Genomic DNA, 26019 nt, shown 5'->3' with positions numbered 1-26019 from the left:
GCCCATCCGTGCGGCTTGGTGGTAGCGTGCCTTGATGGAGAACAAGCACGTGAGTTCCGAATTCAGATCGCAACCCCACACCCAGATCAGCGCGCCGCGCTACCGTCACGTGTCCATCGGTCGCGCAGCGGTCGAGGTGACAGAACAACAGGGCGCCTTGCACATGCGCTCCCTGGAGCCATTGGCCGAGTATCCGCCGCGACTGCTCGACCGTCTGGTGCATTGGGCCAATGTGCGTCCCGAGCAGACCTTTATCGCCGCCCGCCAGGCCGACGGTGAGTGGCGTCGGGTCAGTTACGCGCAGATGCTCGACAGTGTCCGGGCCATCGCCCAAAGCCTGTTGCGCTACGGCCTGTCGGCAGAAAAACCGCTGGTGCTGCTCTCGGGCAATGACATCGAGCATTTGCAACTCGCCTTCGGCGCCCTGTACGCGGGCATTCCCTACTGCCCGGTGTCACCGGCCTATTCGCTGCTGTCCCAGGATTTCGCCAAGCTGCGTCACGTCTGCGATCTGCTGCAACCCGGTCTGGTGTTTGTCGGTGATGCCGCAGCCTACCAGCGCGCCATCGATGCCGTGCTACCCGCAGCAACGCCCATGATTACCGTCCGGGGCGAAATCGCGGGGCGTCGCCAGGTCAGCTTTGCCAGCCTGCTTGAGCAGCCGGGCGGAGCCGAGGCCGAGGCCGCGTTTGCCGGCACGGGGCCGGACAGCATCGCCAAGTTCCTGTTCACCTCCGGCTCGACCAAGCTGCCCAAGGCGGTGATCACCACTCAGCGCATGCTGTGCTCTAACCAACAGATGCTGTTGCAGACATTTCCGGAGTTTGGCGAAACACCGCCAGTGCTGGTGGACTGGCTGCCGTGGAACCACACCTTCGGCGGCAGCCATAACGTTGGCATCGTGCTGTACAACGGTGGCAGCTTTTACCTGGACGATGGCAAACCCACGGCGCAGGGTTTCGCGCAAACCCTGCGCAACCTCAAGGAAATATCGCCCACCGCCTACCTGACCGTGCCCAAGGGCTGGGAAGAATTGGCCTCGGCACTGGAGCAGGACGCGGAACTGCGCGAGGTCTTTTTCAAACGCATCAGCCTGTTGTTCTTTGCCGCGGCCGGTCTGTCGCAAAGTGTCTGGGATCGGCTCGATCGAGTCGCCGAACTGCACTGCGGTGAGCGTATCCGCATGATGGCCGGGCTCGGCATGACCGAGGCTTCGCCGTCCTGCACCTTCACCACCGGGCCGTTGTCCATGGCCGGTTATGTCGGCCTGCCGGCACCCGGTTGCGAGGTGCGCCTGGTGCCGGTGGACGGCAAGCTGGAAGGGCGCTTTCGTGGGCCGCACATCATGCCCGGCTACTGGCGGTCAGCGCAGCAGACCCTCGATGCGTTCGACCCGCAGGGCTTCTACTGTTCCGGTGATGCGCTCAAGCTCGCCGACCCGCGTGATCCGCAATTGGGGCTGATGTTCGACGGGCGCATCGCTGAAGATTTCAAGTTGTCATCCGGGGTGTTTGTCAGCGTCGGGCCTTTGCGCAGCCGCGCGGTGCTCGAAGGTTCGCCCTATGTCCAGGACCTGGTGGTGACCGCGCCGGATCGCGAATGCCTGGGGGCGCTGGTCTTTGCGCGGATGCTTGAGTGTCGACGACTGTCAGGGCTGGCGGCCAGTGCCAGCGACACCGAGGTGCTGGCCAGTGCGCCGGTGCGCGAGTGGTTCGCCGGCTGGTTGCAGCGACTCAATCGCCAGGCCACCGGCAATGCCAGTCGCCTGGAGTGGATCGCCTTGCTCGATGAGCCGGCGTCCATCGACCGGGGTGAAATCACTGACAAGGGCTCGATCAATCAGCGTGCGGTGTTGCAGTGGCGCGCGGAGCAGGTCGAGGCGCTGTATCGCGGGCTCGATCCGGCCATCCTGCGCGCCGGGGCGAAGTCGTGAACGCAGGCGGGCAGTACTCGGCCTTTGCCGATGCGGCGATTTTCGATGCGCTGCGAACGCCGTGGGTAGACCTCGGCGGGGCACTGGCCGAGGTGTCGCCGATCGACCTGGGCATCAAGGTCGGGCGCGAAGTACTGGCGCGCGCGCAAGTCGATCCGCTGGCGGTCGACAGCGTGCTGGCGGGCTCCATGGCCCAGGCCAGCTTCGATGCCTACTTGCTGCCACGGCACATCGGCCTGTACAGCGGCGTGGCGCAATCGGTTCCGGCACTGGGGGTGCAGCGCATCTGTGCCACCGGTTTCGAACTGCTGCGCCAGGCCGCCAGGCAACTGGATGACGGCGTGCAATTGGCGTTGTGCGTGGCCACCGAATCGATGTCGCGCAATCCGATTGCGGCCTATACCCATCGCGGCGGTTTCCGTCTTGGCGCGCAAGTGCAGTTCAAGGATTTTCTCTGGGAGGCGTTATACGACCCGGCTCCCGGGGTGGACATGATTGCCACCGCCGACAACCTGGCGCGGCGTTATGGGCTGAGTCGCGAAGCGGTGGACGCCTACGCCTGCGCCAGTCATCAGCGGGCCTTTGCGACGCAGCAGGCTGGCTGGCTGGCAGCCGAGATCGTTGCCGTGGGGCATCAGGTGTTTGAACTGCAAGGCTACCAGCCGCGCAGCATCCGCCTGCCACGCGGTGTCGACACGGTGAGTGAAGACAGCCACCCACGGCCCGGGGAAATCGCGGCTTTGGCCCGGTTGCGCAGCGTGCACGAAGGCGGGGTGCAAACCGCCGGCAACAGTTGTGCGGTGGTCGATGGCGCGGCGGCGGCCCTGGTCGGGCGCGCTTCGGCCTGTCGGGATACACCGTTGGCCTTGCTGCGGGCCAGCGCAGTAGTCGGGGTGGCGCCAGAGTTCATGGGCATCGGTCCGGCACCGGCGATTCGCCTGCTGTTGCAGCGCAGCGGCTTGAGCCTGGAGCAGATCGACCGCTTTGAAATCAACGAAGCCCAGGCCGCCCAGGTCCTGGCGGTGGCACAGGAACTGGAGCTGGATCATTCGCGCCTGAACGTCCAGGGTGGTTCACTGGCGCTCGGGCATCCCTTGGCCGCCAGTGGCTTGCGTCTGGTGTTGACCCTGGCGCGACAACTGCGTGAGCACAATCTGCGCTACGGGGTCGCCGCGGCCTGTGTTGGCGGCGGGCAGGGCATGGCGCTGTTGATCGAGAACCCGGCCTGGCGTGCCTGAGACTCAGCCAATCTGCTGCATCGACCCGTTCAATCCAGCGCTCCACCCGAACAGGTTTTCGTTGCGCCTAGCGGCGCGCAGAAAACTGTTGCGGTGCCAGAAATGCATCGTGGAAATAATTGCGCAAAGCGTGCATTGCCGGACTGAATTCACGCTCGCGATGCCAGGCCAGGCCGACGCTCATGGGGGTCACCTTGTCGGTGATCGTCAGGGTTTCGATGCGTTTTCCCTCCAGTGACCAAGGGCGGTGGACCAGGTCCGAGAGGATCGCCACGCCGTTGCCGTTGGCCACCATGCTGCGCACGGCCTCCACGGAACTGGTTCGAACCCTCACGTTCGGCCGTTGGTGCGCGTGTTCCCAATAGCGCATGGCGCTTTGTTCGGCTTCGTCGACGGTCAACAGGATGTAGGGTTCCCTGGCGACGTCGGCGAGGCTGACGGCGGAGCGTTCGCACAGCGGGTGATGGCTGGGCAACCATAGCCGGCGCTCGGAATTGAAGAGGGTTTCCGAACCGATGTCCGGGTGGGTGAGGTTCGCCGTGAGCACCACGGCCATGTCGAAGCGGCCTTCAAGCAGGCCTTGCTCAATGGCTTCACGTTCTTGCTCGTGAACTTCGATGGCCACGTCCGGATGCCAATGCTCCAGACGTTGCAGATGATGCGGCAGGAAGTAGCCGATCACCGTGTAACTGGCGGCCAGGCGCAACAGGCCGCTGGCACGCATATCGGGTAACGGGCTGTTGAGGGCGTCGTCAACGCTGCGCAAAATCACGTAGGCCCGATTCAGGAAGTGCCGCCCGGCATCGGTCAGGCTCATGCCCTGGGCCGAGCGCTGGAACAACAGTGTGCCGAGGATGCCTTCCAGTTCCTTGATCGCGGTGGTCACCGCCGATTGGGAAATGTTCAGGTGGATCGCCGCTTGCGAGATCTGCCCGATCTCGGCGGTGGCGACGAAATAACGAACCTGGCGCAGGGTCAGTGACATGAAAACTCCAATCGACGAGGTATCTGATTTTCAGAAGATACCCTATCTAATAATAGATCTTCCCAAGGGGTTCGCGGAAATCTAACGTGGTCTGCATGAAGTCACAAGCGTCAGGAGCAAGCGTCATGCAGGCAGTAGATTTCAATTCGGACATGGGCGAAGGCTTCGGTCCGTGGACCATCGGCGATGGCGTCGACAACGAACTGATGGGCTTCATCAGTTCAGCCAACATCGCCACCGGGTTTCATGCCGGCGATCCCGGCACCATGCGCCGCACGGTCGAGCAGGCCAAGCGCCTGGGCGTGGCCATCGGCGCGCATCCAGGGTTTCGCGACCTGGTCGGTTTCGGTCGCCGGCACATCAATGCACCGGCCCAGGAGCTGGTCGACGACATGCTCTATCAGTTGGGTGCCTTGCGTGAACTCGCCCGGGTTCAAGGCGTGGCGCTGCAACACATCAAGCCCCACGGCGCGCTCTACATGCACCTGGCACGGGACGAAGAGGCTGCGCGTTTGCTGGTGGAAAACCTCCAGCGCCTGGAGCCTGAGTTGCTGCTGTATTGCATGCCCGATTCGGTGATCTGGCGAGTTGCCAAGGAACTTGGCCAACCAGTGATCCGAGAGTTCTATGCCGACCGCGAGTATGACCTCAGCGGCTCGATCGTCTTTACCCGCAACGTCCGTGCCTACGACCCGGCCCAAGTCGCTGCACGCGTGCTGCGTGCCTGTCGGGAAGGCGTGGTGCGCACGGTCGAGGGCGAAGACCTGGCGATCGAATTCGACTCCATCTGTTTGCACAGCGACACACCGGGTGCCCTGGCGTTGGTTGCAGCCACGCGCCAGGCACTCGACGCCGCCGGGATCACAGTGCGCGCACCGCGCTGAGTCCGAGCCCCGATTCTTTTTTTGCCTGCCTTTCTACAACTATTCCAAGAGGAACAGACATGGCCGAACACACCGTTATCACCCCGTTGCCCGGGACCTTCTACCGCAGAGCCACGCCTGAATCGGCGAACTACGTCGAGGCGGGCGCGCACGTCACTGCCGACACAGTGATTGGCTTGATCGAAGTCATGAAACAGTTTTCCGAACTGACCGCCGGGACGGCGGGTCGCCTTGGCGCATTCCTGGTGGAAGACGGCGATCCGGTGGAACCGGGTCAGGTCATCGCAACGCTCGACGATGAGTGAGGGCGAGATCATGACTCAAGCTATTCGCAAATTACTGATCGCCAACCGTGGCGAGATTGCCGTGCGCATCATCCGCGCCGCCAAGGCCCTGGGGATTCCCACCGTTGCCGCGTGCAGCGAAGCGGACGTCGACTCCCAGGCGGCGCGCCTGGCTGACGAAGTGCACATTCTCGGCCCGGCCCGCGCCGACAAAAGCTACCTGAACGTCGAGGCATTGCTCGGTGCCTTGCAAGCCACCGGCGCCAATGCGGTGCATCCCGGTTATGGCTTTCTCTCGGAGAACGCCGACTTTGCCGAAGCCGTCCTCGCCGCCGGAGCGATTTTTGTCGGACCGAGCCCGGAGACGATCCGGCGCATGGGCGACAAGGCCGAAGCGCGGCGCACCGCGCAAGAGGCCGGGGTACCGGTGGTTCCGGGTTCTCCCGGTGAACTGTTTGATCTCGCATCAGCGCTCAAGGCCGCCGAATCCGTTGGTTTCCCACTGTTGATCAAGGCCTCGGCCGGAGGTGGCGGACGCGGTATTCGCCTGGCGGAAAACGCCCAACAGCTGAGCGAAGAATTTCCCCGTTCCCAGCGCGAGGCCCAAGCGGCGTTCGGCAATGGCGCGGTGTACCTGGAGCGTTTTATCAGCAAGGCCCGCCACATCGAAGTGCAGGTATTGGGCGACGGTCAGCACGCCGTGCACCTGTTCGAGCGCGAGTGTTCGTTGCAACGCCGGCGGCAGAAAATCTTTGAGGAAGCGCCGTCGCCGGTCCTTTCTCAGCAACAGCGCGAAACGCTCTGCGCGAGCGCCGTGCGCCTGACCGAGTCCTTGGGCTACAAGGGTGCCGGGACCCTGGAATACCTGTATGACGACGCCACTGGCGAGTTTTTCTTCATCGAGATGAACACGCGAATTCAGGTCGAACACCCGGTCAGCGAGTTGGTCACCGGTATCGATCTGGTGCAGGCAATGTTGCGCATTGCCGGTGGCGAGCCGTTGGGTCTCCAGCAAGGTGACATCCAGCTCAACGGCGCCGCCTTGCAGATGCGCCTGAACGCGGAAGACCCGGCGCGGGATTTCTTCCCCAGCCCGGGGCTGGTGGAGGCATTGGTATGGCCGCAAGGCGAGGGGGTGCGTGTCGACAGCCATCTGTATCAAGGCTACCGCGTGCCGCCTTACTATGACTCGTTGCTGGCCAAACTGATCGTCCATGGTCGCGACCGCGCCGAAGCGTTGGCCCGCGCCCGCCTGGCAGTGCAGCAGACTACCCTGACCGGCATGGCCAGCACCTTGTCGCTGCATGGCGAACTGCTGGAACAACCGTGGCTGCACAGCGCCGACTTTCATACCGGCACCCTTGAAACCTGGCTGGCCGAGCGCCGTAGCGGAGGTGAGGCATGAGCAATCCAATCCGTTACAGCTTTGGCGCCGATGAACATTTGTTTGCCGAAGTCAGCGACAGCATGTCCCTGGAAGCGTTCTTCAAGGGCATGGCGGTGACGCGTGCGGTCGAGCGCCTGGCCCTCGACGGGGTACTGGATGTGTGCCTGGCCAATGCATCGTTCCAGATTCGTTTTGATCCGGACCGTATCGACCCTTACGCGCTGCTCGAAGCGGTCAAGGGCGCCGAAGCCGAGGCCGTCGCCGAACGCACCCTGCACACGCGGATCATCGAGATTCCGGTGCTGTACAACGATCCGTGGACCCACGAAACACTGATGCGTTTTCGCGACCGCCACCAGGACCCGAGCGCCACGGATCTGGAATACGCCGCACGGATCAATGGCCTGGCGGATGTCGAAGCGTTCATCGCCGCCCACAGTGGTGCGCCGTGGTTTGTCTCGATGGTCGGTTTTGTCGCGGGCCTGCCGTTCATGTTTCAGATGGTCGAGCGCGAGCGTCAGTTGCAGGTGCCCAAGTACCTGCGGCCACGCACCGATACGCCGAAACTGACCCTGGGTCACGGCGGCTGTTTTGGCTGCATCTATTCGGTACGCGGCGCCGGTGGCTATCAGATGTTCGGCGTCACGCCGGCGCCGATCTACGACCCGCAACAGAGCCTGAGTTACCTCAAGGAACACATGGTGTTTTTCCGTCCGGGTGACATCGTGCAGTTCAAACCGATGGATCGCGAGGCCTATGACCAGGCTGTCGCCGAGGTGGAAGCAGGGCGTTTTGATCTGCGGATTCGTTCGGTGGAATTCTCGCTGGATGCGTTTCTGGCCGATCCCGTTGGCTATCCCAAGTCGTTGCAGGAGGTGCTGGCATGATCAAGGTACTCAAACCCGGTCTCGCCACATCGGTGCAGGACCTGGGACGCGAAGGCTATTACCACTTGGGTATCCCGCCTTCCGGTGCGCTCGATCAGTACGCGTTGAGCGCAGCCAACCAGTTGGTCGGTAACCCGGCGGGCGCGGCGGCGCTCGAATGCACACTGCTCGGCCCTGAGCTGGAATTCCAGCAAGACGCCTTGGTGGCGGTGTGCGGTGCGTACATGACGGCCAAAGTCGATGGTGTGGACATGCATCACGACACCGCGTTCACCGTCAAGGCCGGGCAAGTGCTGCGCTTCGATTTTCCCAAGGCCGGGGCCAGGGCCTATCTGGCAGTCGCCGGTGGCATCGATGTGCCGCTGGTGCTCGGCAGCCGCTCGACCTATGCGTTGGGTGCGCTGGGTGGTTTTCAGGGCCGTCGCCTGGTTGCCGGGGATCAATTGCCGGTCGGGGTTGCCAGTGGTAAAAGCCGCGCCGGCGCCAGCTTGCCCATGGCCTTGCGTCAGTCGTTGGGTGGCGAAATCACGCTGCGCGTGGTTCCGGGCTTGTATTACGAGCGTCTGACGGCGTCAGCGGCCGACAGCTTTTTCGCCGAAGCCTGGACCGTGGGCTCGGAAGCCGACCGTATCGGTTATCGCTTCAAGGGCGGTAGCGCACTGAGCTTTCAACCACGTGAACAACCGTTCGGCGCCGGCTCCGATCCGTCGAACATCGTCGACAGTTGCTACCCGATTGGCTCGATCCAGGTCCCGGCCGGGCTCGAACCCATCGTGTTGCACCGCGACGCGGTGTCCGGTGGCGGCTACGCGATGATTGGCACGGTGATCAGTGCGGACCTCGACCTGATCGGCCAGATGCAACCCAACCAAAAGGCCCGTTTTGTTGCGGTCACACTCGAAGAGGCGCTGCAAGCGCGACGTTCCTACAAGAAAAAACTCAGCTGCCTGAGCAAGCTGTTCCCTTCCTGATTCTGCCCGCCGCATTGCGCGGGTAATGCCAAACGGTACGCCAACGCCGCACTTCGGTGCGGTGCGGGCTGCCCGCGCTTCAACCTTTGACTGGTTCTGGAGTTCACGCATATGGCTGCTTTATCGCAAGCGAATCATTCCGGGCAGGACCCGGCAAACCATCCCGTTGCGCCGACCGCCCGTATGGGCCGGTTGTCCCTGACCATGGCCTGGTGGGCGGTGTGCAGCGCGATGTTCTACATCGTGGTCGGGGCGTCGCTGGCCCTGTCTTATGGTGCACGCAATGCACTGATCGGCATGGTGTTGTCGGTGATCAGCTATGGACTGGTCAACAGTGTGCTCAGCCGGTTCGCTATTCGCAGTGGCCTGTCGGTGGCGTTGTTTTCACGGTTGTTGTTTGGCAGCACCGGTGCTTGCCTGGCCACGCTGATCTTCTTCTCCACGGCGATCTACTACGCCGTGTTCGAAGGCTCGGTGATTGCCGTTGCGCTCAATCACTTGTATCCGGAGCTGGTGTATCCCCTGGCCGCGTTGTTGGTGGTGCTGTACAGCGTGCCGTTGATCCTGGGTAGCGTTCAACATTGGCTCGACAAGCTCAACGGTGTGTTGTTGCCGGTGTACCTGGCAGGTTTGCTGGTCGCGGTGGGGCTGTCGATCAGCCGTTACGGCTACCAGCCACATTGGCTCGATTTCGGGCCGGACATGCCCAGCGCCTTTGGCTGGTGGGATTGCTTCGTGGCCTACATGGGCGTCTGGGTGCTGATGCTGTTCACCTTTGATTACGCACGGTTCGGCAAGCCCGAGGATGCCGGGTACCACGGTCGCTGGAATTTCGGCATGCCGTTCTACGCGGTGACGTTCCTGCTCAACGGCGCGGCGGGCATCTATCTGGTCAGCAGCATTCCCCATGAAGGTGCGCTGAACGAAGTATCGGTGGTCATGGCGATCCTGCAGTTGATGGGGCTGTGGGGACTGTTGTTCGTGTGGGCCACGCAAACCCGGATCAACACCGCCAACTACTACCTGGCGACCTTGAACATGCAGGCTTTTTTTGCCCGTTTCGGCCTGCGTGGTTCTTACTTGATGTGGGCGCTGGCGGTCGGGATGATCGTGTATGGCCTGATGCTCGCGGATGTCTTCGCCTATCTGCTCAAGGCGTTGGCCTATCAGGGCATATTCGTGGTGGCCTGGGTCGGCGTGGCGTTGGCGCAAATTGTCTACGGACGCCATGACATGGCCGCGCTGGACAGGGTGCCCGCGTTCAATCCGGTAGGTTTGACGGCCTGGTTCGGCGCCACGGCGTTGGGACTCGCCTTGATGTTTTTCGGCGGTGGGCTGAGCAGCTTTTCCGCACCCTCGACTGTGTTGTTTGCCTTCGCCTTGCAAGCAGGTTTGTCCCGCCGTAGCCGGTTGCTTTTGCAGTCGGTGGAGTAGGGCGCCAGCCGCCCAGAGGAGACGCTCGGCAGCGTTTCCTTTGGGCTGTTTTACTGATCAGTAGGGTTTGTCGCCGATCCCCAAGCGCATGGAAAATGCCTCATGGTCGCGCAGGAACAGCACCTTGTATTTCAACAGCGCTGCGTAGATTTCGTTGAACAGGCCGTCATCGCGCACTGCGTCGCCGAGGTTCACATTGAGCAGTTCCGCGCCAAGGGCACAGGTCAGTTGTTCGACTCGCATTGCGTCTCCCTTTCGATGGTTTTTGGCCGGGCCGTGGGCAGGTGAAGTCGTGCCTTGATTCACGGCGGCGGTATTAGCCGGGGGAGGGGCGATCGGACTGTTTCTGTGTGTCACGCCATACCGCCGGCGGCATACCGAACTGGTTGATGAACCAGCGGGTAAAGGAACTCGCCATGGAGAAGCCGAACATGTCGGCAATCTGGCTCATCGAGTTGTTCGGGTTTTCCAGATAACGCAGCACCAGGGCGCGGCGCACATCGTTGATCAGCTCGTTGAAGGCACAGCCGTCTTCCTTGAGGCGACGTTGCAGGGTGCGCACGTTCATGTCCTGGGACTGGGCGATCTGCTCGATGGTGGCGCGGCCCATAGGCAACAGCAGGTAGAGGGCCTTGCGCACTTCGAACAGCATCGAGGTGCTTTCAGTGCTTTGCAGCGAATCAAGATGGCGCTGGGCATGACGGGCCATGGCCGGGTCGGCATTGGCGTTGATCATGTCGAGGCTGGCGCCGGGGCAGACGATGCCGTTGAACTCGCTGCCGAACTCCAGGTTGCAGCCGAACAGGCGCCGATGCAGGTGCAGGTGCAGGTTGTCCGGCGGTAGGTGCATGAAGTTGACGCTGTAAGGCTGCCAGTGCGAACCGAGCAGGGTCGAGCACAGACGAAATATCACGCCGATGGCCAACTCCGTAGCCTGGCGACCGGGCATCGGTGACTCGGTGACCATTTCTATTCGAATGATCGCCATCTTGCCGGCCTCTTCAACGAAGATCGCCAGTGAATCGTTCATCAAATGACGGTAGCGCACCATTACCTGCAACGCTTCGCGCAGGCTGCGCTGATGGCTGAGCAGGAGGCTGGTCACACCGAAGTCCGAAAGTTGGCGCGCCCCGGCCATGCTCAGGCCGAAGGTCTGGCAACCGCTGGCGGCGGCCGAATCTTCCAGCAGGCGCACGGCGGCATCGATGGAAATGAGCTGTTCGGGAGCATGTAGCTGAGCCTTGCTCAGCCCGATGTCTGCCATGACGTCGTGCGGGTTGAATCCCAACTGCTGGGTGACTTCCAGGTATTTGGTCAAAACGGCGGCGCGAACAAGCTTGGGCATACGCAGGATTTCCCTCGGCCGATGGCGGTGTTGCATTTTTCATCGACGATGTATTGAGCGAGAGGATGGAGAGATGTTGCTAGCGCCTTCCCATGGAGGAGAGGCTGCGGGCCTATGGTAGGTGGCAGGAGAGTGAGGCGATGCGCATTGGGGGACAAAATCTTCGCGTATTGGGACACCAGCAGACTGAGCGTCTTCGAACCTGTTTTTCTATTTATTGAGGCGAGACAGGTTCGACTGCCGCCTTGCTCTCTCGATAGGCGACGGCCCAGGCCGAGGGTGTCTTGCCAAAACGGCTGCGGAACCAGCGTGAGAAGTCACCGGCAGAAGAGAAGCCGAGGAGTTCGGCGACCTCATACAATCGGCGCTTGCGGTTAGCCAGGTACTCTTCGGCGAGTTCGGCGCGTACAGCATTGATGATCGTCGAGACACTCTCACCCTCGATCGCCAGGTGCCGGTTGAGCGTGCGTCGATGCACGCCAAGATGCTGGGCCACGCCATCGACCGAACACAGACCGCTTGGCAACAGCATCTTGACGATCTGACGCACCCGCTGCGTCGGCTCATCGCGCAGGTTGGCCAGCAGCATGTCCAGCGACCGCTTCACTTCGCGATGCAGCGCCGGGTCTGCTTCAGGGATTGCCATATCGAGATCGCGTGCGCGGCAAACGATGGCGTTGAGCTCCTGGGAAAACTCGATGGCTGTTCCCAGCACGCGGTGGTGCACCTCCAGGCTGGCAGGGCCTTCATGGGTGAAACAGACCCTGACCGGCCGGAAAGTATGGCCGCTCAGAATGCTCAACGTGCGCAACATGATACCGGTGGCCTGTTCTATCGCCTGGCGCCAGACGCCATGATGGCCCTGCATGTTCACACCCACCTGCAGCAAAGTCAGGTCGCCTGCATCCTCAAGCCACAACTGCACGCCGGCGTTATGCAGTCGCGCATAGCGCAAGCAAGCCTGCAAGGCTGCCCGCAGTGTGGGTTCTTCGCGGATAAGCAGCGCCAGCATGCCAAAATTGGACAGCTGGCGCTTTTCCGCGAGCAGCAGGCCGAAGGCCTCCTGGCCGGACAGGTGGGCGGACTCCTCCAGTAGCCAGCCTAACGAATCGCTACTGATCATTATGTTCGGGTCGTCGAGGACACTGGCCGGCAGCTTGGCCATGCGCAGCATGCGAAAAGGGTCGAGCCCCACTGAACGGGCCACTTGCTCATAGCTGGTAAGGCTGGCGCTTCGCGTCAAGGTGTACATGCTTACCCTCGTGTCCCGGATTGACCAGATTGGGTCCTGAGAAGCTTAGTGCAGCACACCCCGTCAGGGTTACCTCAGGATGGACAAGCACAACCGGATGTTCAGCGGCGGGAGTCTTCAGGGCTATCGCCAGACGCTCTTCACGGGGCAACTGGGCGCCAAAAGGTCTGCTCGGCACCATGTTTTGCGTACAAACCGTGGATCCGTTGCTTGATGGCCTCATAGTAGGTATCCCGGGCTCGAGGTTATGGGCACAGAGGAACAGTTTCTTGGCATTTTGGGACGCAGAGGCGGGACCAGGACAAAACTGAATAATGCCCACGCCCGGCGCAGTCTTGCCTGCCAGACCGGAATTTCTGGAGATGGACGGTATGCATATCGTCAGGACAATCGAGGACGTCGACAATCCACGCTCAAAGAAGTGGCAAAGCGTTTTGAAATTTCCTGCCGAAATCCCACCCATACATGGCGGTTTGTGCGAAATCCCACGGGCTTTCCCACGGTTTTTGCACGAATCTTCACCGCTGCCGCTCGTATCATTTCACTCGGAAAAAACGGCGAGCATTGGCGATGACAAAAAATACAACGTTGTGGGATATCAGCCCGTTCCTGAGTACCGAAACGCCGACCTGGCCAGGTGACACGCCTTTTCAGGAGGAACGCGTCTGGACTTACGGTCCCGAGTGTCCGGTGAATGTCGGGCGCATCACGCTGTCGCCGCATACCGGCGCCCACGTCGATGCGCCGCTGCATTACAGCGCCGACGGCGCGCCGATTGGCGAGGTGGCGTTGGACGTCTATATCGGGCCTTGCCGCGTTCTGCATTGCCTGGACAGCGGCGAGCTGGTGCAGCCCGGGCAACTGCAAGGACGTTTGCACGATGTGCCCGAGCGTGTGCTGCTGCGAACCTATCGACAAGCGCCGCAGACAGCCTGGGATTCGGGTTTTACCGCGGTTGCCAGGGAAACCATCGATTTGCTGGCGAGCCTTGGTGTGCGCTTGATTGGCATTGATACGCCGTCACTGGATCCGCAGCAATCCAAGACCCTGGATTCACACGGCGCCGTGGCCCGCCACCACATGGCGATCCTTGAAGGCATCGTGCTGGACGAGGTCCCGGAAGGCGATTATGAGTTGATCGCCTTGCCGCTGCGGTTTGCGCATCTGGACGCGAGTCCGGTCAGGGCGATTCTGCGGCCGCTGAGCAGGTCGTAACGCGGGTAACCCATTCAGCACACCCGACCGGAACGCCTGCCAGGCGTTCCGGTCGAGTGAGGGCTGTCAGGTATTGCTCTCGGTGAATTTTTCGTAGTACAGGTGCACGCTGTCCGGTGCCTGGGCCTGTAGCCAGGTCTTGATCGACTCCACCATCGGCGGTGGCCCGCAGACGTACATATCGACCTCGCCATCGCGCAGTTCAGCGGCGTCGAAGTGCTCGGCAATGTAGCCGCGCTTGCCAGTCCAGTGCGGCGACGGATCGCTGATCACCTCGGTGTAGCGAAACCCCGGGATGCGTTGCGCATAGGCCTGGATGCGCGCCTGTTCGCACAGGTCGGCCGCCTCGCGCACACCGTAGTACAAATGCACGGGTTGCTCGCAGCCGCGCTCCGCCAGTTCGTCGAGCATGCCCAGCAATGCCGAAAGACCGGTGCCACCGGCCACCAGGATCAGCGGCCTGCTGACGTGGCGCAGATAGAAAGCCCCCAGCGGTGCCTCCAGGGCGATCTGGTCGCCCACCTGGCAGCGTTCGCGGATGTAGTTGCTCATTACCCCATTGGGCAGCAGGCGAATCAGGAACTGCAGCTGATTGCTGGCGCTCGGCCGATTGGCGAACGAGTAGGAGCGTTTGTTCCCGGTACCCGGAATCAGCAGCCGGGCGTACTGCCCGGGCAGGAAATCCAGGGATTGCCCGACCTGACCCAGGTCCAGATGCAGGATCGCCGTGCTGTCCGACACCTGTTTGACGGCGCTGACCGTTGCCGTGAGTTGATCGGGGCCGGCGGCATTGCACAGGCTGGAGGCGAAGTCGAAATAGAACGCCGCGTCGGATTTGACCCGGGTCTGGCAGGTGAGCATCTTGCGTTGTTGCAGGTCCTGGCTGGAGAGGGCTTCCTCATCCACATAGTCCTGGCTGTACTCGCCCGACTCGCAGCGTCCCTGGCAGGTTCCGCAGACGCCTTCGCGGCAATCCAGGGGAATGTTGATGCCGTTGCGCAGGGCTGCGTCGAGCAGGATTTCGTTGGGTTGTACGGGAAAGAACAGCGTTTTGCCGTCGGCAAAACTGAACGCGACCTTATGGTTCATGCCCCGGTCTCCTTGGATTCAGAGGTGGTAGAAATCGAGCACCGAGTTGATGGTGTCGTTGAGCAGCAGCACATGCTTGCGGGTGATCAACCAGCTATCGGCGTGGGGCTTGAGGTGATAGGTCGCGCGGCCAAAGAACTGCTCGGACGTCGCCAGGCGGTAGTACAAGGTTTGCCAGTTCAGCCGCACCTCCAGCTCGCCATTTGCAAGCTCGCCGATGCGCACGTTGTTGATCTGGTGCAAGGTGCGCGGCATCGGCGTCGAGGAGGCGGACTTGCCGGTGCGCAGGCGGAACACGCGGTCTTCCAGGCCCGAACGATTGGGGTAATAGATCAGTGACATTTCGCGCTTGGGGTCGCGGGTATGGACGTGTTCGGAGTCCCATTGCGGCAAGTGGAACTCGCTGTGCCCGGCGAACAACTGGAGGTAGGCGTCCCAGTCCTGGGCGTCGCACAGTTCGGATTTGCGATAGAAAAACTGTTCGATCTGATACTGCAATTGCGCATTCATCATTACACCTCACGGAGTTTCAGGGATTTGGCGTCCAGGCCGTCGAGCAGGAATTGCTGCCAGTTGCGGTGCTGGTTGACGTAAAGCCCTTCGTGGGTGAATTCGGTGCCGGTCATGGCCGGGGCAATGCCGATCGCTTCGCTGTTGGGCGTGGCGCCAGTGGCCCAGCGGTGACTGCCGCGGGAAATATCGCTCCAGCGCTCCAGGCGTGCCTGGAAACCGCGCTGGGCCTCCCGGAATTCCACCAGGTCATCCGGCGTGCCCAGGCCCGAGACGTTGAAAAAGTCTTCGAACTGGCGAATGCGGTTTTCGCGGTCGGCATCGGACTCGCCCTTGACGCCGATGCATTGGCTGACGATTTCGGTCTTGTTCCACGCCACCGGGCGGATGATGCGCAGTTGCGAGCTGATTTGATCGAGGAAAAACAGGCTCGGATAGATGTTCAGGTTGCGCAGGCGATGCATCATCCACTCGGCCTTTTGCTGGCCGTGTGCTTCGATCAGGCGCGGCATGATCGTTGCGTAGCCGGAGCGTACCGAAGGGTTGGGCATGTCGCTGAACAGCAGGCTGTGGCCATTGTTGAAGGCGAACCAGCCGTCATCGGTATTGGCGTCGCCGGCGCCGAGTTTGCTGTAGTCGAGGGTGCCGCTGGCGGCGCTGCCGTTCTCGCTGTTGACCTGCTGGCGATGTTGCACCGTGGCCACGTAGTTATAGTGCACCGTGCTGACGTGGTAACCATCGAGGCCGTTTTCGTTCTGCAGCTTCCAGTTGCCGTCGTAGGTGTAGGCCGACTTGCCGGGCAGTACCTCCAGCTCACCGGTCGGCGACTGGGCGACCATCATGTCGAAGAACACCCGGGCATCGCCGAGGAAGTCTTCCAGGCTGTTGTCCGCGTGCACATCCAGGCTGATGAACACGAAGCCCTTGTAGCTCTGGATGCGCGCTTTTTTCAGGCCGCGCGTGGCTTTGTCGAAGCCTTCCGGGTACTCGCCAGGGGCCTTGACCTTGACCAGGCGACCATCGCTTTTGTAGCACCAGGCATGGAAGGGACAGGTGAAGGTCGACTGATTGCCCTTGCCGACGCGGGTCAGCGTCGTGCCGCGATGCTGGCAGGCATTGATCAGTGCATTGAGTTGGCCGTCACCGTCGCGGGTGATGATCATCGGCTGGCGACCGGCGCGCATGGTCACGAAGTCGTGGTTGTTGGCCAGCTCGCTTTCGTGGCAGGCGTAGATCCAGTTCTTCTCGAAGATCAGTTCCATCTCCAGGTCGAACAGCTGCGGCTCGGTGAAGATGTCCCGGGCGATGCGAAATACACCTTCTGCCGGGCGGAAATCCAGGCAGCCCTGGATAAACGTTTTCCACTGCTCGACGTTTTTTTCGCCACTCATGGTGTGCACCTTTTTTATTGGGCTAATCGGTGTGCTCATTAGAGAAGCGGGGCGGGTGGCGGTCTATCCGATAAGTTGGCGAAGGCAGTCCGTAAAGTTGGGGGGCAGGTAACAGCCTGTTGGGCAGCGATGACACAAATTGCGCACCAGGTGATAAACGGCTGCACCTGAATGCGCCAATCGGATACTGTTTTGCAATGCGTCGAGTGCGCATCGAGTGTTTTTCCGGCTGCGCCAGCCATGCCTTATCCGCATAGTTGCCGATCACTATCCGTTAAGTGGGCGCCGGTGTTTTATGGCGTGGAAGTTGCTCCTTTCCAGCCTGGTACGCGCCGTCAGAGCGCGCCGAAAATATTGCCTGTGAGTGCACCGTGATGAGTAGCAAAGTTGATCCGCAGTTTCGCGACATTCGTGTCGACAGCGATGACCTCGAGGCTGCCAGAAGCTGGATGTCCGGTATCTGCGGACCCCATCGACTGGTGAGCGCGACCCCCGAACGGATCCGCTTTCATCACAGCGCCAACATGTTCAAATCAATGGCCACCACCCTGGGTACTATCGAATACGGGACCGATGTCACCATCGATATCGAAGACGCCGAGCACTTCAGCAGCTACAGCCTGAGCTTGCCGCTGGTGGGCCAGCAGGAGCTGAGCAAGGATGGCAGCGTGATCAGGTCCGACCGCGATCAAGGGGTGATCGTTTCGCCCAATGAAAACCAGCTGCTGGCGATCTCCGGTGACTGTCGCAAGGTTCAGGTGGTGATTACCCGCAGCGCCATGAGCGAAGCGCTGGAGGGGATGTTGCAACGGCCGTTGGACGTACCGCTGCGCTTCGAGCCGGTGATGGATGCGATCGATGGCGCATCGGCGTCGTGGTGGCGCATGGCGCGTTATTTCATCGACGAGCTGGAACGCAGCAGCGAACTCTTCGAACAGGTGGCCTTCACCCGGGACATCGAAAGCTCGCTGATCAAAGGCTTGATCCTCGCCCAGCCCAACAACTACTCGCAGGAGTTGCGGGATGCGCTGGGTGTGAAGTTGCCGCACTACCTGATCAGGGCTCGACAGTACATCCACGACAATGCCCGCGAAGCGTTGCACCTGGAGGACATCGAGGCCGCTGCCGGCGTTTCGCGCTTCAAGCTGTTCGATGCGTTCAAGAAGTACTTCGCCATGTCGCCGATGGTCTACCTGAAAAAGTACCGCTTGAACGCCGTGCGCCAGGAGATTCTCGAGCACGGCTCGGCACGCAATATTTCCGGGATAGCCATGGGCTGGGGGTTCATGCACCTGGGGCGTTTTTCCACCGAGTACCGCAAGCTGTTCGACGAAACCCCGAGCATGACCTTACAGCGCAACGAAGCCCGGCGCCTGCGGTAATGCTGTTCACTTAAGATATAGGGCAAACAATAAGCAGCCTGTGGCGAGGGAGCTTGCTCCCGTTGGACTGCGCAGCAGTCCCATTTTTAGGGCCGCTTCGCGCCCCAGCGGGAGCAAGCTCCCTCGCCACAGGTTCTCACTGGCTCAAGATGCTCTTGAGTGAGCAGCATTGGGCGCCAACGGCGTTATTTGCGTACCACCAGATCCAGCAATTCCTCGCGCTCCTTGATCTTTTGCAGGACGATTTCCGAACGTATATCGGTGACGCCGGCGGTGCGGTTGAGGTGGTTGACGATGAAATCCGAGAAGTGCTTGAGGTTGCGGGCCTGGACCCGCAACACATAGTTGCTCGCCCCGGTGACGACATACGCGGTGACCACTTCCGGCCACTGCTGGACCTTCTTGATGAAGGTCTCGTGCCAGTCCTCGACGTCCTGTCGCAGCGACACATGAACGATGGCTTCCAGTTCAATGCCCAGCCGCTCGGCGTTCAGCACCGCGCGATAGCCGGTGATGATTCCTTCGCTTTCCAGCAGGCGCAACCGGCGCAGGCAAGCCGACGGTGACAAAGCGACTTTCTCGGCCAATTCCTGATTGCTGATACGGCCATCCTGTTGCAATTGATACAGGATTCGCAGGTCTGTGGAGTCAAGATTCATGGTTTGAATAAATCCGCGTTTATTGGGCTTTGATTCGAATAATCTGCGAGATAACTACTATAACGCTGCGCACTTTGCACGAAAATTCTGCAAAGGTTCGTTCATTATCTCTCCATCGAAAGGCAAGCGAATGGCCTTGATTCAAGGCGCCCGGAGGGCGCCGCATAACAAAAAACAGGACACCCAATGACCACAAGAAACGATTGTCTGGCGCTTGATGCCCAGGACACGCTGGCGCACCTGCGTCAGCAATTTGCGCTCCCTGAAGGCGTTATCTATCTCGATGGCAACTCCCTGGGCGCGCGGCCGGTCGCCGCGTTGGCGCGGGCTCAAGCGGTGGTCGCCGAGGAGTGGGGCAATGGCTTGATCCGCAGCTGGAACAGTGCAGGCTGGCGCGAGTTGTCCGAGCGTCTGGGCAACCGCTTGGCGGGCTTGATCGGGGCAGGGGACGGTGAAGTCGTGGTGACCGATACCACCTCGATCAACCTGTTCAAAGTGCTCAGCGCTGCCTTGCGCGTACAGGCCAGCAGGTCGCCGCAGCGGCGGGTGATCGTCAGCGAATCGAGCAATTTCCCGACTGACCTGTACATCGCCGAAGGCCTCGCGCAAATGCTGCAACAGGGTTACACCCTGCGCCTGGTCGACAGTCCTGAACAGTTGCCGCAAGCGATTGACCAGGACACGGCGGTGGTCATGCTCACCCACGTCAACTACAAGACCGGCTACATGCACGACATGCAGGCCCTGACCGCGCTGACCCACGAATGTGGCGCGCTGGCCATCTGGGACCTGGCCCACTCAGCGGGCGCGGTACCGGTCGACCTGCATCAGGCGGGTGCCGACTACGCGATCGGCTGCACCTACAAGTACCTCAACGGCGGGCCGGGCTCGCAGGCCTTTGTCTGGGTGTCGCCGCAGTTGTGCGATCTGGTGCCGCAGCCACTGTCCGGCTGGTTCGGCCATTCGCGACAGTTCGCCATGGAGTCGCATTACGAGCCGAGCAGCGGCATCGCGCGCTACCTGTGCGGCACCCAGCCGATCACCTCGTTGGCGATGGTCGAGTGTGGCCTGGACGTGTTCGCCCAGACCGACATGGCCAGCCTGCGGCGCAAATCCCTGGCGCTGACCGACCTGTTCATCGAGTTGGTCGAGCAGCGTAGCGCGACTCACGAACTGACACTGGTCACGCCGCGTGAGCACGCCAGGCGTGGCAGTCACGTCAGCTTCGAACACCCCGAAGGTTATGCGGTGATCCAGGCCCTGATCGACCGTGGCGTGATCGGTGACTACCGCGAGCCGCGCATCATGCGTTTCGGTTTCACCCCGCTGTACACGACCTTCACCGAAGTCTGGGATGCCGTGCAGATTCTCGGCGAGATCCTCGACCAGAACACCTGGTCGCAAGCGCGATATCAAGTTCGCCACAGCGTGACCTGAACCTTGCGGCGTGCCGGTCCAGCCGCGGGTTTTTCCCGCGGCGGGCTTTCGCTCGCCCATACACCAGTTCTGCAAACACAATAATAAGGAGCACGCAGAATGAAACCGTCCCTCTGGCCTGCCTTGCCGCTCGCCATTTCCAGTTGTCTTGGGCAAATGGCCTATGCCGCCACTGACAACGGGTTTGTCGAAGACAGCAGCCTGACCCTGACCAACCGCAACTTTTATTTCTACCGCAACAACCTCAACAACCCGGGCGGCCAGAACTATCGGGACGAGTGGGCCCACGGGATCATGCTCGATTACCGCTCCGGCTACACCGAGGGAACGCTGGGGTTCGGGGTCGATGCCTATGCGCAGTTGGGCATCAAGCTCGACAGTGGCAAGGGCCGCACGGGCACGGGTTTGCTGCCGGTCGATTCCGCTGGCAATCCCGAGGATGAGTATTCCGAAGCCGGTGGTGCGGTGAAGGCGCGGATTTCCCGGACCGAGCTCAAGTACGGCAACCTGACACCGCTCAATCCGGTGTTCGGCACCGGCAATGCGCGACTGTTCACCAGTGTCGCCACCGGCTTTCAGCTGACCAGCAATGAGCTCGAGGCATTGAAACTGGACATCGGCCACTTCACCGCCGGCAACGACAATAACTCGACCAATGCCGATGGCGCGCTCAAAGCGCTGTACGCCGGTGTGGAAACCCGCAGTGTCGATTACCTGGGCGGCAGCTATGCGCTGAGCGATCAGTTGAGTGTCAGCCTCTACGGCTCGCAGTTCACCGACATCTGGCGGCAGTACTACGGCAACGCCAACTACACCTTTGCACTGGGCGAAGGCCAGTCGCTGAACCTGGATTTCAATCTCTACCGCACCAACGACAGCGGCGACAGCCTGGCCGGCAAGATCGACAACACCACCTGGTCGCTGTCCACCGCGTACACCTTCGGTGCCCATCGCCTGACCCTGGCGTACCAGCGGGTCGATGGCGACGAACCGTTCGATTACCTCGGCTTCGACCAGCAGCCAGGCACGTCGATCTTTCTCGCCAACTCGATTCAGGTCCTCGACTTCAACGCCCCCAACGAACGCTCCTGGCAACTGCGTTATGACCTGGACATGGCGCCGTTCGGCATCCCGGGCCTGAGCTTCATGTCGCGCTACGTCAGTGGCGACCACATCGACGACAGTCATTACGACGGTGGGCCCAATGGTGCCTATGGGCGTTATGGCGATGACGGCAAGCGCTGGGAGCGCGACATCGAAGCGCGCTACGTCGTGCAATCGGGCAAGGCCAGGGACCTGTCGGTGCGCATACGCCAGGCCAGTGTGCGTTCCACCGCGCAAGTCGCCCGCGCCGACACCACCGACAACAACGAAGTGCGCGTCATCATCGAGTATCCACTGAGTATTTTCTGATCCGTGTCCTGCTGTGCGTGGCTGATCCCCACGGCAAAAAACAACAACGTGCTCTTCAAGAAAGACAACATCCAGAGGACATACAAATGACCGACAACGCCGGTTTCGAAACGATATCCAACCGTGAACACGGCCTGCGGCGTCAGCTGACGTCGGGGCAGATGAGCATGATCGCCATTGGTGGTGCGATTGGCACCGGGCTGTTCATGGGCAGCGCCTATGCCATCGGTTATGCCGGGCCGAGCGTGCTGCTCAGCTATGGGATTGGCGCAATCATCACCTTGCTGCTGATGGGCTGCCTGGCGGAAATGACCGTGGCCCATTCGACCTCGGGTTCGTTCGGTGCCTACGCCGAGTTTTATGTCAGCCCGCTGGCCGGGTTCCTGGTGCGCTATGCCTATTGGGCGGCGATTGTGCTCGCGGTCGGTACGGAAGTGACGGCGGTGGCGATGTACATGAAGTACTGGTTTGCCAACGTGCCGGAGTGGATCTGGATCGTCTCGTTCTCCAGCGTGTTGATCGTGCTCAATGCCATCAGCGTGAAGACCTTCGGCACCTTCGAGTACTGGTTCTCGACCATCAAGATCGGCGCGATTGTCGGTTTCATCATCCTGGCGGTGTACGTGGTGTTCGGTTCCGGCAACCCGGAATACGGCGTGCACAATTACACGGCTCACGGTGGCTTCTTCCCCAATGGCCTGCAAGGGATGTGGGTAGCGGTGATCGTGTCGATCTTCAGCTACCTGAGCGTGGAGATGATTGCGGTGGCCGCCGGTGAGGCGAAGGACCCGGAGCAAGCGGTGAAAAAAGCCTTTCGCGGGACTATCGTGCGATTGGTGGTGTTCTACCTGCTGACCCTGGCGTTGATGCTGGCGATCGTGCCGTGGGTCCAGGCCGGTCATGCCCAGAGTCCGTTCGTCACGGTGATGCAAGCCATCGGCATTCCAGGCGCCACCGGCGTGATGAATTTCGTGATCCTGATTGCCGCGTTGTCAGCGATGAACAGCCAGTTGTACATCACCACGCGCATGATGTTCAGCCTGTCGCGTGCCGGCTATGCGCCAAAATCCATGGGGGTGCTGAGCAAGACCGGGATCCCGTTGAACGCACTGTTGCTCTCCAGTTCAGGTATCGCCCTGGCGACCTTGCTCAACATCCTGTACCCGGAGAGCTCGTTCACCCTGATGATGGCGATCTCTATGTTCGGCGCGATCTTTACCTGGTTCATGATCTTCCTCACGCACTACTGTTTCCGTCGTTATCACCAGCGTAATGGCAACCGCAAACTGTCGTTCCGCATGCGTCTGTTTCCCTTCAGCACACTGCTGGGGTTGGTCCTGATGGGGGCGGTGATGATCACGACCTACTTCACCGAAGCCTTCAAGATGACCCTGGTGTTCGGCGTGCCGTTCCTGTTGGTGCTGTCGATTGTCTATGGCATTTTCTTCAGGAAAACCAGGGCGGTTGCGGTGCTGAGTGCGCAGCCCAAGCTCTAGCCTGAAGGGGGCTCCGCCATGGCGGGGCTTCTTGGTTTTCGGGGGGGCGCCGAGGGTAGGGCGGGTAGGGCAGTTGATCGATAAGCGGTCCTGCTACTCACTGATCGGTTGATCCAGATTAATGCGCGGCCGAATATCTGTTGACCTGAGTGCCTGGTAGCAACAGACTTTTCTGCTCTCGTTTATTTCCAAAGGTCTGTCTGATGCGTAAGTCATTCACTGTCATTGCATTAAGTCTGCTTGTATCGCAGTACTCCCTCGCTGGCGAAACCACCAACACGGCGATCGGTGGCGGTCTCGGCGGCGCCCTCGGAAGCGTGGTCGGTCAGGCTATGGGAGGCAGTACTGGCGCTGCGATCGGAGCCGGCGTGGGTGGCGCGGCCGGGGGCGCAATGACCGCGAAGAGTGGCAAGAAGACCGAGACGGCGATTGGCGGCGGTCTCGGTGCGGCGGGTGGTCAGGTCATCGGCAACAGTGTCGGTGGTTCCACCGGTGGTCTGATCGGCGCCGGGCTGGGCGGCGCGGCAGGGGGTGCTGTCGGCAATAATCTGGCCGATGACGACGACCACCACGACTCCGACTACAAGCATAAGAACAAATACAAGAACAAACATAAACACAAACATCACGACTGATCCCGGGCGCCGTGACGGGGCATTTTTGGAACTTTCACTGGTCACGGTCCCTTGTAGGAGCCGGCTTGCTGGCGATGGTCGTTAACGATAACGCGTGTGAACTGAATAAACGCGGTGCACTTGAGTCCATCGCCACGATGCGGCGACCCGACAAGCCGGCTCCTACAAGTGACCGTGGTGCCGGATTCAGATTCTGAAGCGGCTGAGAAGCCTGTCTTGCTGGCCTACATGGTCCCCCATCACTGAGCATTGGCGGACCTGCTTCTCGGCACTGCCGGACACCTCCAGGCTGATATCGCGGATGTTGCTCGTATTGCGATTGATTTCCTCGGTCGTGGCGCTCTGTTCTTCAGCGGCGGCGGCAATCTGCAGGTTCATGTCATTGATGCGGTAAATGGCTTCACGTATGCGTTCGAGCGTTGCATTGGCCGCATCGGCATCGCCTGCCGTCTTGCTGGCAGTGTCGCGGCTTTGCTGCATTCGCACTTGGGCGTGTTTGACCCCCGTCTGCAGTTGCTCAATCATCAGGCGTATTTCCTGAGTGGATTGCTGGGTCCGCGAGGCCAGCGAGCGCACCTCGTCGGCAACCACGGCAAAGCCCCGTCCCGATTCACCGGCGCGTGCTGCTTCGATGGCCGCGTTGAGCGCGAGAAGGTTGGTCTGGTCGGCGATGCTGGTGATGACCGCCACGATCGATTCGATGCTTTGACTGAGCGTGGACAATTCATTGATCGCATGACCGGTGTCGTCCATCTCGTCAGCCAGACGCTTGATGGCCCCCGTTGACCTGGAGACCAGGGCGACTCCGTCCGTTGCTTGCCCGGTGGCAACGATCGCCGCCTCGGCCGCGGCCTGAGCGTTGCGTGCCACATCCTCCGCTGTCGAGGCCATCTCGGTCATGGCCGTGGCGAGTTGATCCAGTTCCTGCAATTGAATCTGTACGCGGCTGGCTGCCTGATCCGCTTCAAATGACGTCGCGGTGGTGCTCTCGCGAACCTGGTGCGAGCTGCTTTTCACATCGCCAATGAGTGCCTTGAGGTTGTGCAGGAACTGGTTGAATTCCCCGGCGACCAGCGCCACTTCATCGCTGCCGGTCACTGGCAACTGGCGGGTCAGGTCGCCTTCTCCGCGGTTGATGTCTGCCAGCGATTCCTTGAGTTGATCCAGAGGCCGGAGCAATCGCCTGACCAGCAGCCCCAACACCAGCAGGCTGAGCAACACGCCCAGGCCGGTACCGATGACGGCTCGCCAGGTCAGGGTATGGGCTGCGGCCATGACGATGTCCTGATCCAGTACGACGCCGATGTACCAGTCCATGCCCCTGAGATCGGTGAGGGGGATGAAGGAAACCAGCAGGGACTTTCCATCGCCACTGACTTCCTGAAGCCGGCTGTCGAGCGCAAGGGCGTTTCCAGCGAAAAGCTGACTGTAGGGCTTGCCGTTCAGTTCGGCGTTCGGGTGGGAAATGATGTTGCCGCTTTTACTCAGCAGAAACGCATAACCGGCCCCGCCGAAATCCAGCGTATTGATGGCGTCGGCAACCGAAGTCAGGCGGATGTCACCGCCAAACACCCCGAGCAATTGACCCGCATCGCTGATCCGGGCAACCGCGGAGATCAGGATTTCACCGGTGGTGGAGTCCTTGTAGGGTTCGGTCAAAACAGCCTGGCTGCCTGCCTTGCCGGTCGCGTACCAAGGGCGGGTGCGACCGTCATAATCGGGTTTCGGATTCCACGATGCCGTGTTCTTGATGGGTTTTCCGTCGGATTCGAGCGCGCCGAAAACCAGCTTGAATTCATCTTTCAAAACGGGCGAGTCGATGACTCTTTGGGTCGCTTGCGCACTGTACTGACGGTCGATCGCCTGGGCGGCCAGATCCATCAGGCGAAGTTTGCCGTTCAGCCAGTTTTCGATCTGTCGCGCCACTGCATTGCTCGATTCGGAGATACCTTCCTCGACTTGCGTGCGCAAAATAGAACGGACCTGACTGACCTGGACCAGCGACAGCAGACTGGTCGTCACGAACAGCACACAAGCAGCCACAAGGCTTACCTTGTAACGGATTTTCATCGACAGCTCCGCGCGGCGGGAAGGTGATTTTTTTGTGTTTTGAGACCGTCATCGCTGGCAAGCCAGCTCCTACAGGTTTTGCGTGATCCTGTAGGAGCCGGCTTGCTGGCGAATAGCCGTTA

The 26019-nt window shown here is 61.0% G+C and carries 22 protein-coding genes and 2 pseudogenes; 14 read left to right on the top strand and 10 right to left on the bottom strand.

Annotated features, from left to right (window positions below):
• Positions 1–49 precede the first annotated feature (49 nt).
• Both QMK54_RS18635 and QMK54_RS18630 read left to right on the top strand, forming a co-directional pair.
• Positions 50–1933, top strand: coding sequence for a feruloyl-CoA synthase (locus tag QMK54_RS18635; protein ID WP_223595409.1), 1884 nt, complete (start codon positions 50–52; stop codon positions 1931–1933).
• Positions 1930–3171, top strand: coding sequence for a thiolase family protein (locus QMK54_RS18630; protein ID WP_110660109.1), 1242 nt, complete (start codon positions 1930–1932; stop codon positions 3169–3171). The genes QMK54_RS18635 and QMK54_RS18630 overlap by 4 nt, the downstream gene beginning before the upstream one ends.
• A gap of 67 nt (positions 3172–3238) precedes the next feature.
• Here the strand turns inward: QMK54_RS18630 and QMK54_RS18625 are convergent, their stop codons facing one another.
• On the bottom strand, positions 3239–4156 hold the full coding sequence (locus QMK54_RS18625; protein ID WP_110660110.1) for a LysR family transcriptional regulator: 918 nt from the start codon (positions 4154–4156) through the stop codon (positions 3239–3241).
• Positions 4157–4281: 125 nt separating this feature from the next.
• On the opposite strand from QMK54_RS18625, the gene QMK54_RS18620 reads away from it, so the two are divergent.
• The 6 genes from QMK54_RS18620 (at position 4282) to QMK54_RS18595 (ending at position 10003) form a co-directional block, all read left to right on the top strand.
• On the top strand, positions 4282–5040 hold the full coding sequence (locus QMK54_RS18620; RefSeq protein ID WP_110660111.1) for a 5-oxoprolinase subunit PxpA: 759 nt from the start codon (positions 4282–4284) through the stop codon (positions 5038–5040).
• 59 nt (positions 5041–5099) lie between these two features.
• A complete protein-coding gene (locus QMK54_RS18615) occupies positions 5100–5345 on the top strand; it encodes an acetyl-CoA carboxylase (protein ID WP_110660112.1) in 246 nt (81 codons plus the stop codon).
• Between the two features lie 10 nt (positions 5346–5355).
• Entirely contained in the window at positions 5356–6729 is a 1374-nt protein-coding gene (locus tag QMK54_RS18610) for an acetyl-CoA carboxylase biotin carboxylase subunit (RefSeq protein WP_320401089.1), read from the top strand.
• Positions 6726–7598 (top strand): 5-oxoprolinase subunit B family protein, encoded by an 873-nt coding sequence (locus QMK54_RS18605; RefSeq protein WP_223595403.1) that lies wholly within the window; start codon positions 6726–6728, stop codon positions 7596–7598. Before QMK54_RS18610 ends, QMK54_RS18605 begins: the two co-directional genes overlap by 4 nt.
• The gene (locus QMK54_RS18600) at positions 7595–8569 is read left to right on the top strand and encodes a biotin-dependent carboxyltransferase family protein (protein ID WP_223595401.1); all 975 of its coding nucleotides are present in this window, start codon (positions 7595–7597) and stop codon (positions 8567–8569) included. Before QMK54_RS18605 ends, QMK54_RS18600 begins: the two co-directional genes overlap by 4 nt.
• Before the next feature lie 111 nt (positions 8570–8680).
• The gene (locus tag QMK54_RS18595) at positions 8681–10003 is read left to right on the top strand and encodes an allantoin permease (RefSeq protein ID WP_320401088.1); all 1323 of its coding nucleotides are present in this window, start codon (positions 8681–8683) and stop codon (positions 10001–10003) included.
• A 78-nt stretch (positions 10004–10081) separates the two neighbouring features.
• On the opposite strand, the pseudogene QMK54_RS18590 reads toward QMK54_RS18595, so the two are convergent.
• The 3 genes and pseudogenes from QMK54_RS18590 to QMK54_RS18580 all read right to left on the bottom strand — a co-directional run.
• Positions 10082–10246 (bottom strand): annotated as a pseudogene (locus QMK54_RS18590) (taurine dioxygenase); the annotation flags it as partial.
• Between the two features lie 73 nt (positions 10247–10319).
• Positions 10320–11348 carry an AraC family transcriptional regulator gene (locus QMK54_RS18585; protein ID WP_320401087.1) on the bottom strand — a complete coding sequence of 343 codons (1029 nt, stop codon included), beginning with the start codon at positions 11346–11348 and terminating at the stop codon, positions 10320–10322.
• 214 nt (positions 11349–11562) lie between these two features.
• Positions 11563–12600, bottom strand: a complete 1038-nt coding sequence (locus QMK54_RS18580) for an AraC family transcriptional regulator (RefSeq protein WP_320401086.1) — start codon at positions 12598–12600, stop codon at positions 11563–11565.
• Between the two features lie 570 nt (positions 12601–13170).
• Here QMK54_RS18580 and kynB point away from each other — a divergent pair.
• Positions 13171–13815, top strand: a complete 645-nt coding sequence (gene kynB, locus QMK54_RS18575; RefSeq protein WP_320401085.1) for an arylformamidase — start codon at positions 13171–13173, stop codon at positions 13813–13815.
• Between the two features lie 66 nt (positions 13816–13881).
• On the opposite strand, the gene antC is transcribed toward kynB, so the two are convergent.
• The 3 genes from antC to antA are packed head-to-tail and all read right to left on the bottom strand — an operon-like array spanning position 13882 to position 16805.
• Positions 13882–14904 carry an anthranilate 1,2-dioxygenase electron transfer component AntC gene (antC, locus tag QMK54_RS18570; protein WP_320401084.1) on the bottom strand — a complete coding sequence of 341 codons (1023 nt, stop codon included), beginning with the start codon at positions 14902–14904 and terminating at the stop codon, positions 13882–13884.
• A gap of 18 nt (positions 14905–14922) precedes the next feature.
• Positions 14923–15414, bottom strand: coding sequence for an anthranilate 1,2-dioxygenase small subunit (gene antB, locus QMK54_RS18565; protein ID WP_110661014.1), 492 nt, complete (start codon positions 15412–15414; stop codon positions 14923–14925).
• A 2-nt stretch (positions 15415–15416) separates the two neighbouring features.
• Positions 15417–16805: an anthranilate 1,2-dioxygenase large subunit gene (gene antA, locus QMK54_RS18560; RefSeq protein ID WP_110661015.1), complete on the bottom strand. Its 1389-nt coding sequence runs from the start codon at positions 16803–16805 to the stop codon at positions 15417–15419.
• 374 nt (positions 16806–17179) lie between these two features.
• On the opposite strand from antA, the gene QMK54_RS18555 reads away from it, so the two are divergent.
• A complete protein-coding gene (locus QMK54_RS18555; protein WP_110661016.1) occupies positions 17180–18187 on the top strand; it encodes an AraC family transcriptional regulator in 1008 nt (335 codons plus the stop codon).
• 185 nt (positions 18188–18372) lie between these two features.
• On the opposite strand, the gene QMK54_RS18550 is transcribed toward QMK54_RS18555, so the two are convergent.
• The gene (locus QMK54_RS18550; protein WP_320401083.1) at positions 18373–18846 is read right to left on the bottom strand and encodes an Lrp/AsnC family transcriptional regulator; all 474 of its coding nucleotides are present in this window, start codon (positions 18844–18846) and stop codon (positions 18373–18375) included.
• Positions 18847–19032: 186 nt separating this feature from the next.
• Between QMK54_RS18550 and kynU the strand changes: the two genes are divergently transcribed.
• The 4 genes from kynU (at position 19033) to QMK54_RS18530 (ending at position 23827) form a co-directional block, all read left to right on the top strand.
• The gene (gene kynU, locus QMK54_RS18545; protein WP_320401082.1) at positions 19033–20283 is read left to right on the top strand and encodes a kynureninase; all 1251 of its coding nucleotides are present in this window, start codon (positions 19033–19035) and stop codon (positions 20281–20283) included.
• A 99-nt stretch (positions 20284–20382) separates the two neighbouring features.
• Entirely contained in the window at positions 20383–21696 is a 1314-nt protein-coding gene (locus tag QMK54_RS18540; protein ID WP_320401081.1) for an OprD family porin, read from the top strand.
• Positions 21697–21782: 86 nt separating this feature from the next.
• Positions 21783–23192, top strand: coding sequence for an amino acid permease (locus QMK54_RS18535; protein ID WP_223595389.1), 1410 nt, complete (start codon positions 21783–21785; stop codon positions 23190–23192).
• A 203-nt stretch (positions 23193–23395) separates the two neighbouring features.
• A complete protein-coding gene (locus QMK54_RS18530) occupies positions 23396–23827 on the top strand; it encodes a glycine zipper domain-containing protein (protein WP_223588317.1) in 432 nt (143 codons plus the stop codon).
• A gap of 186 nt (positions 23828–24013) precedes the next feature.
• Here the strand turns inward: QMK54_RS18530 and QMK54_RS31235 are convergent, their stop codons facing one another.
• On the bottom strand, positions 24014–24844 hold the full coding sequence (locus QMK54_RS31235) for a methyl-accepting chemotaxis protein (protein WP_413787376.1): 831 nt from the start codon (positions 24842–24844) through the stop codon (positions 24014–24016).
• A gap of 27 nt (positions 24845–24871) precedes the next feature.
• A pseudogene (locus QMK54_RS31230) lies at positions 24872–25897 on the bottom strand (cache domain-containing protein); the annotation flags it as partial.
• Between the last annotated feature and the right edge of the window lie 122 nt (positions 25898–26019).

It is taken from the genome of Pseudomonas sp. P5_109, assembly GCF_034009455.1.
GTDB lineage: Bacteria > Pseudomonadota > Gammaproteobacteria > Pseudomonadales > Pseudomonadaceae > Aquipseudomonas.
The sequence above is the reverse complement of the archived record's forward strand: the minus strand, read 5'-3'. Positions and strand labels throughout refer to the sequence as shown.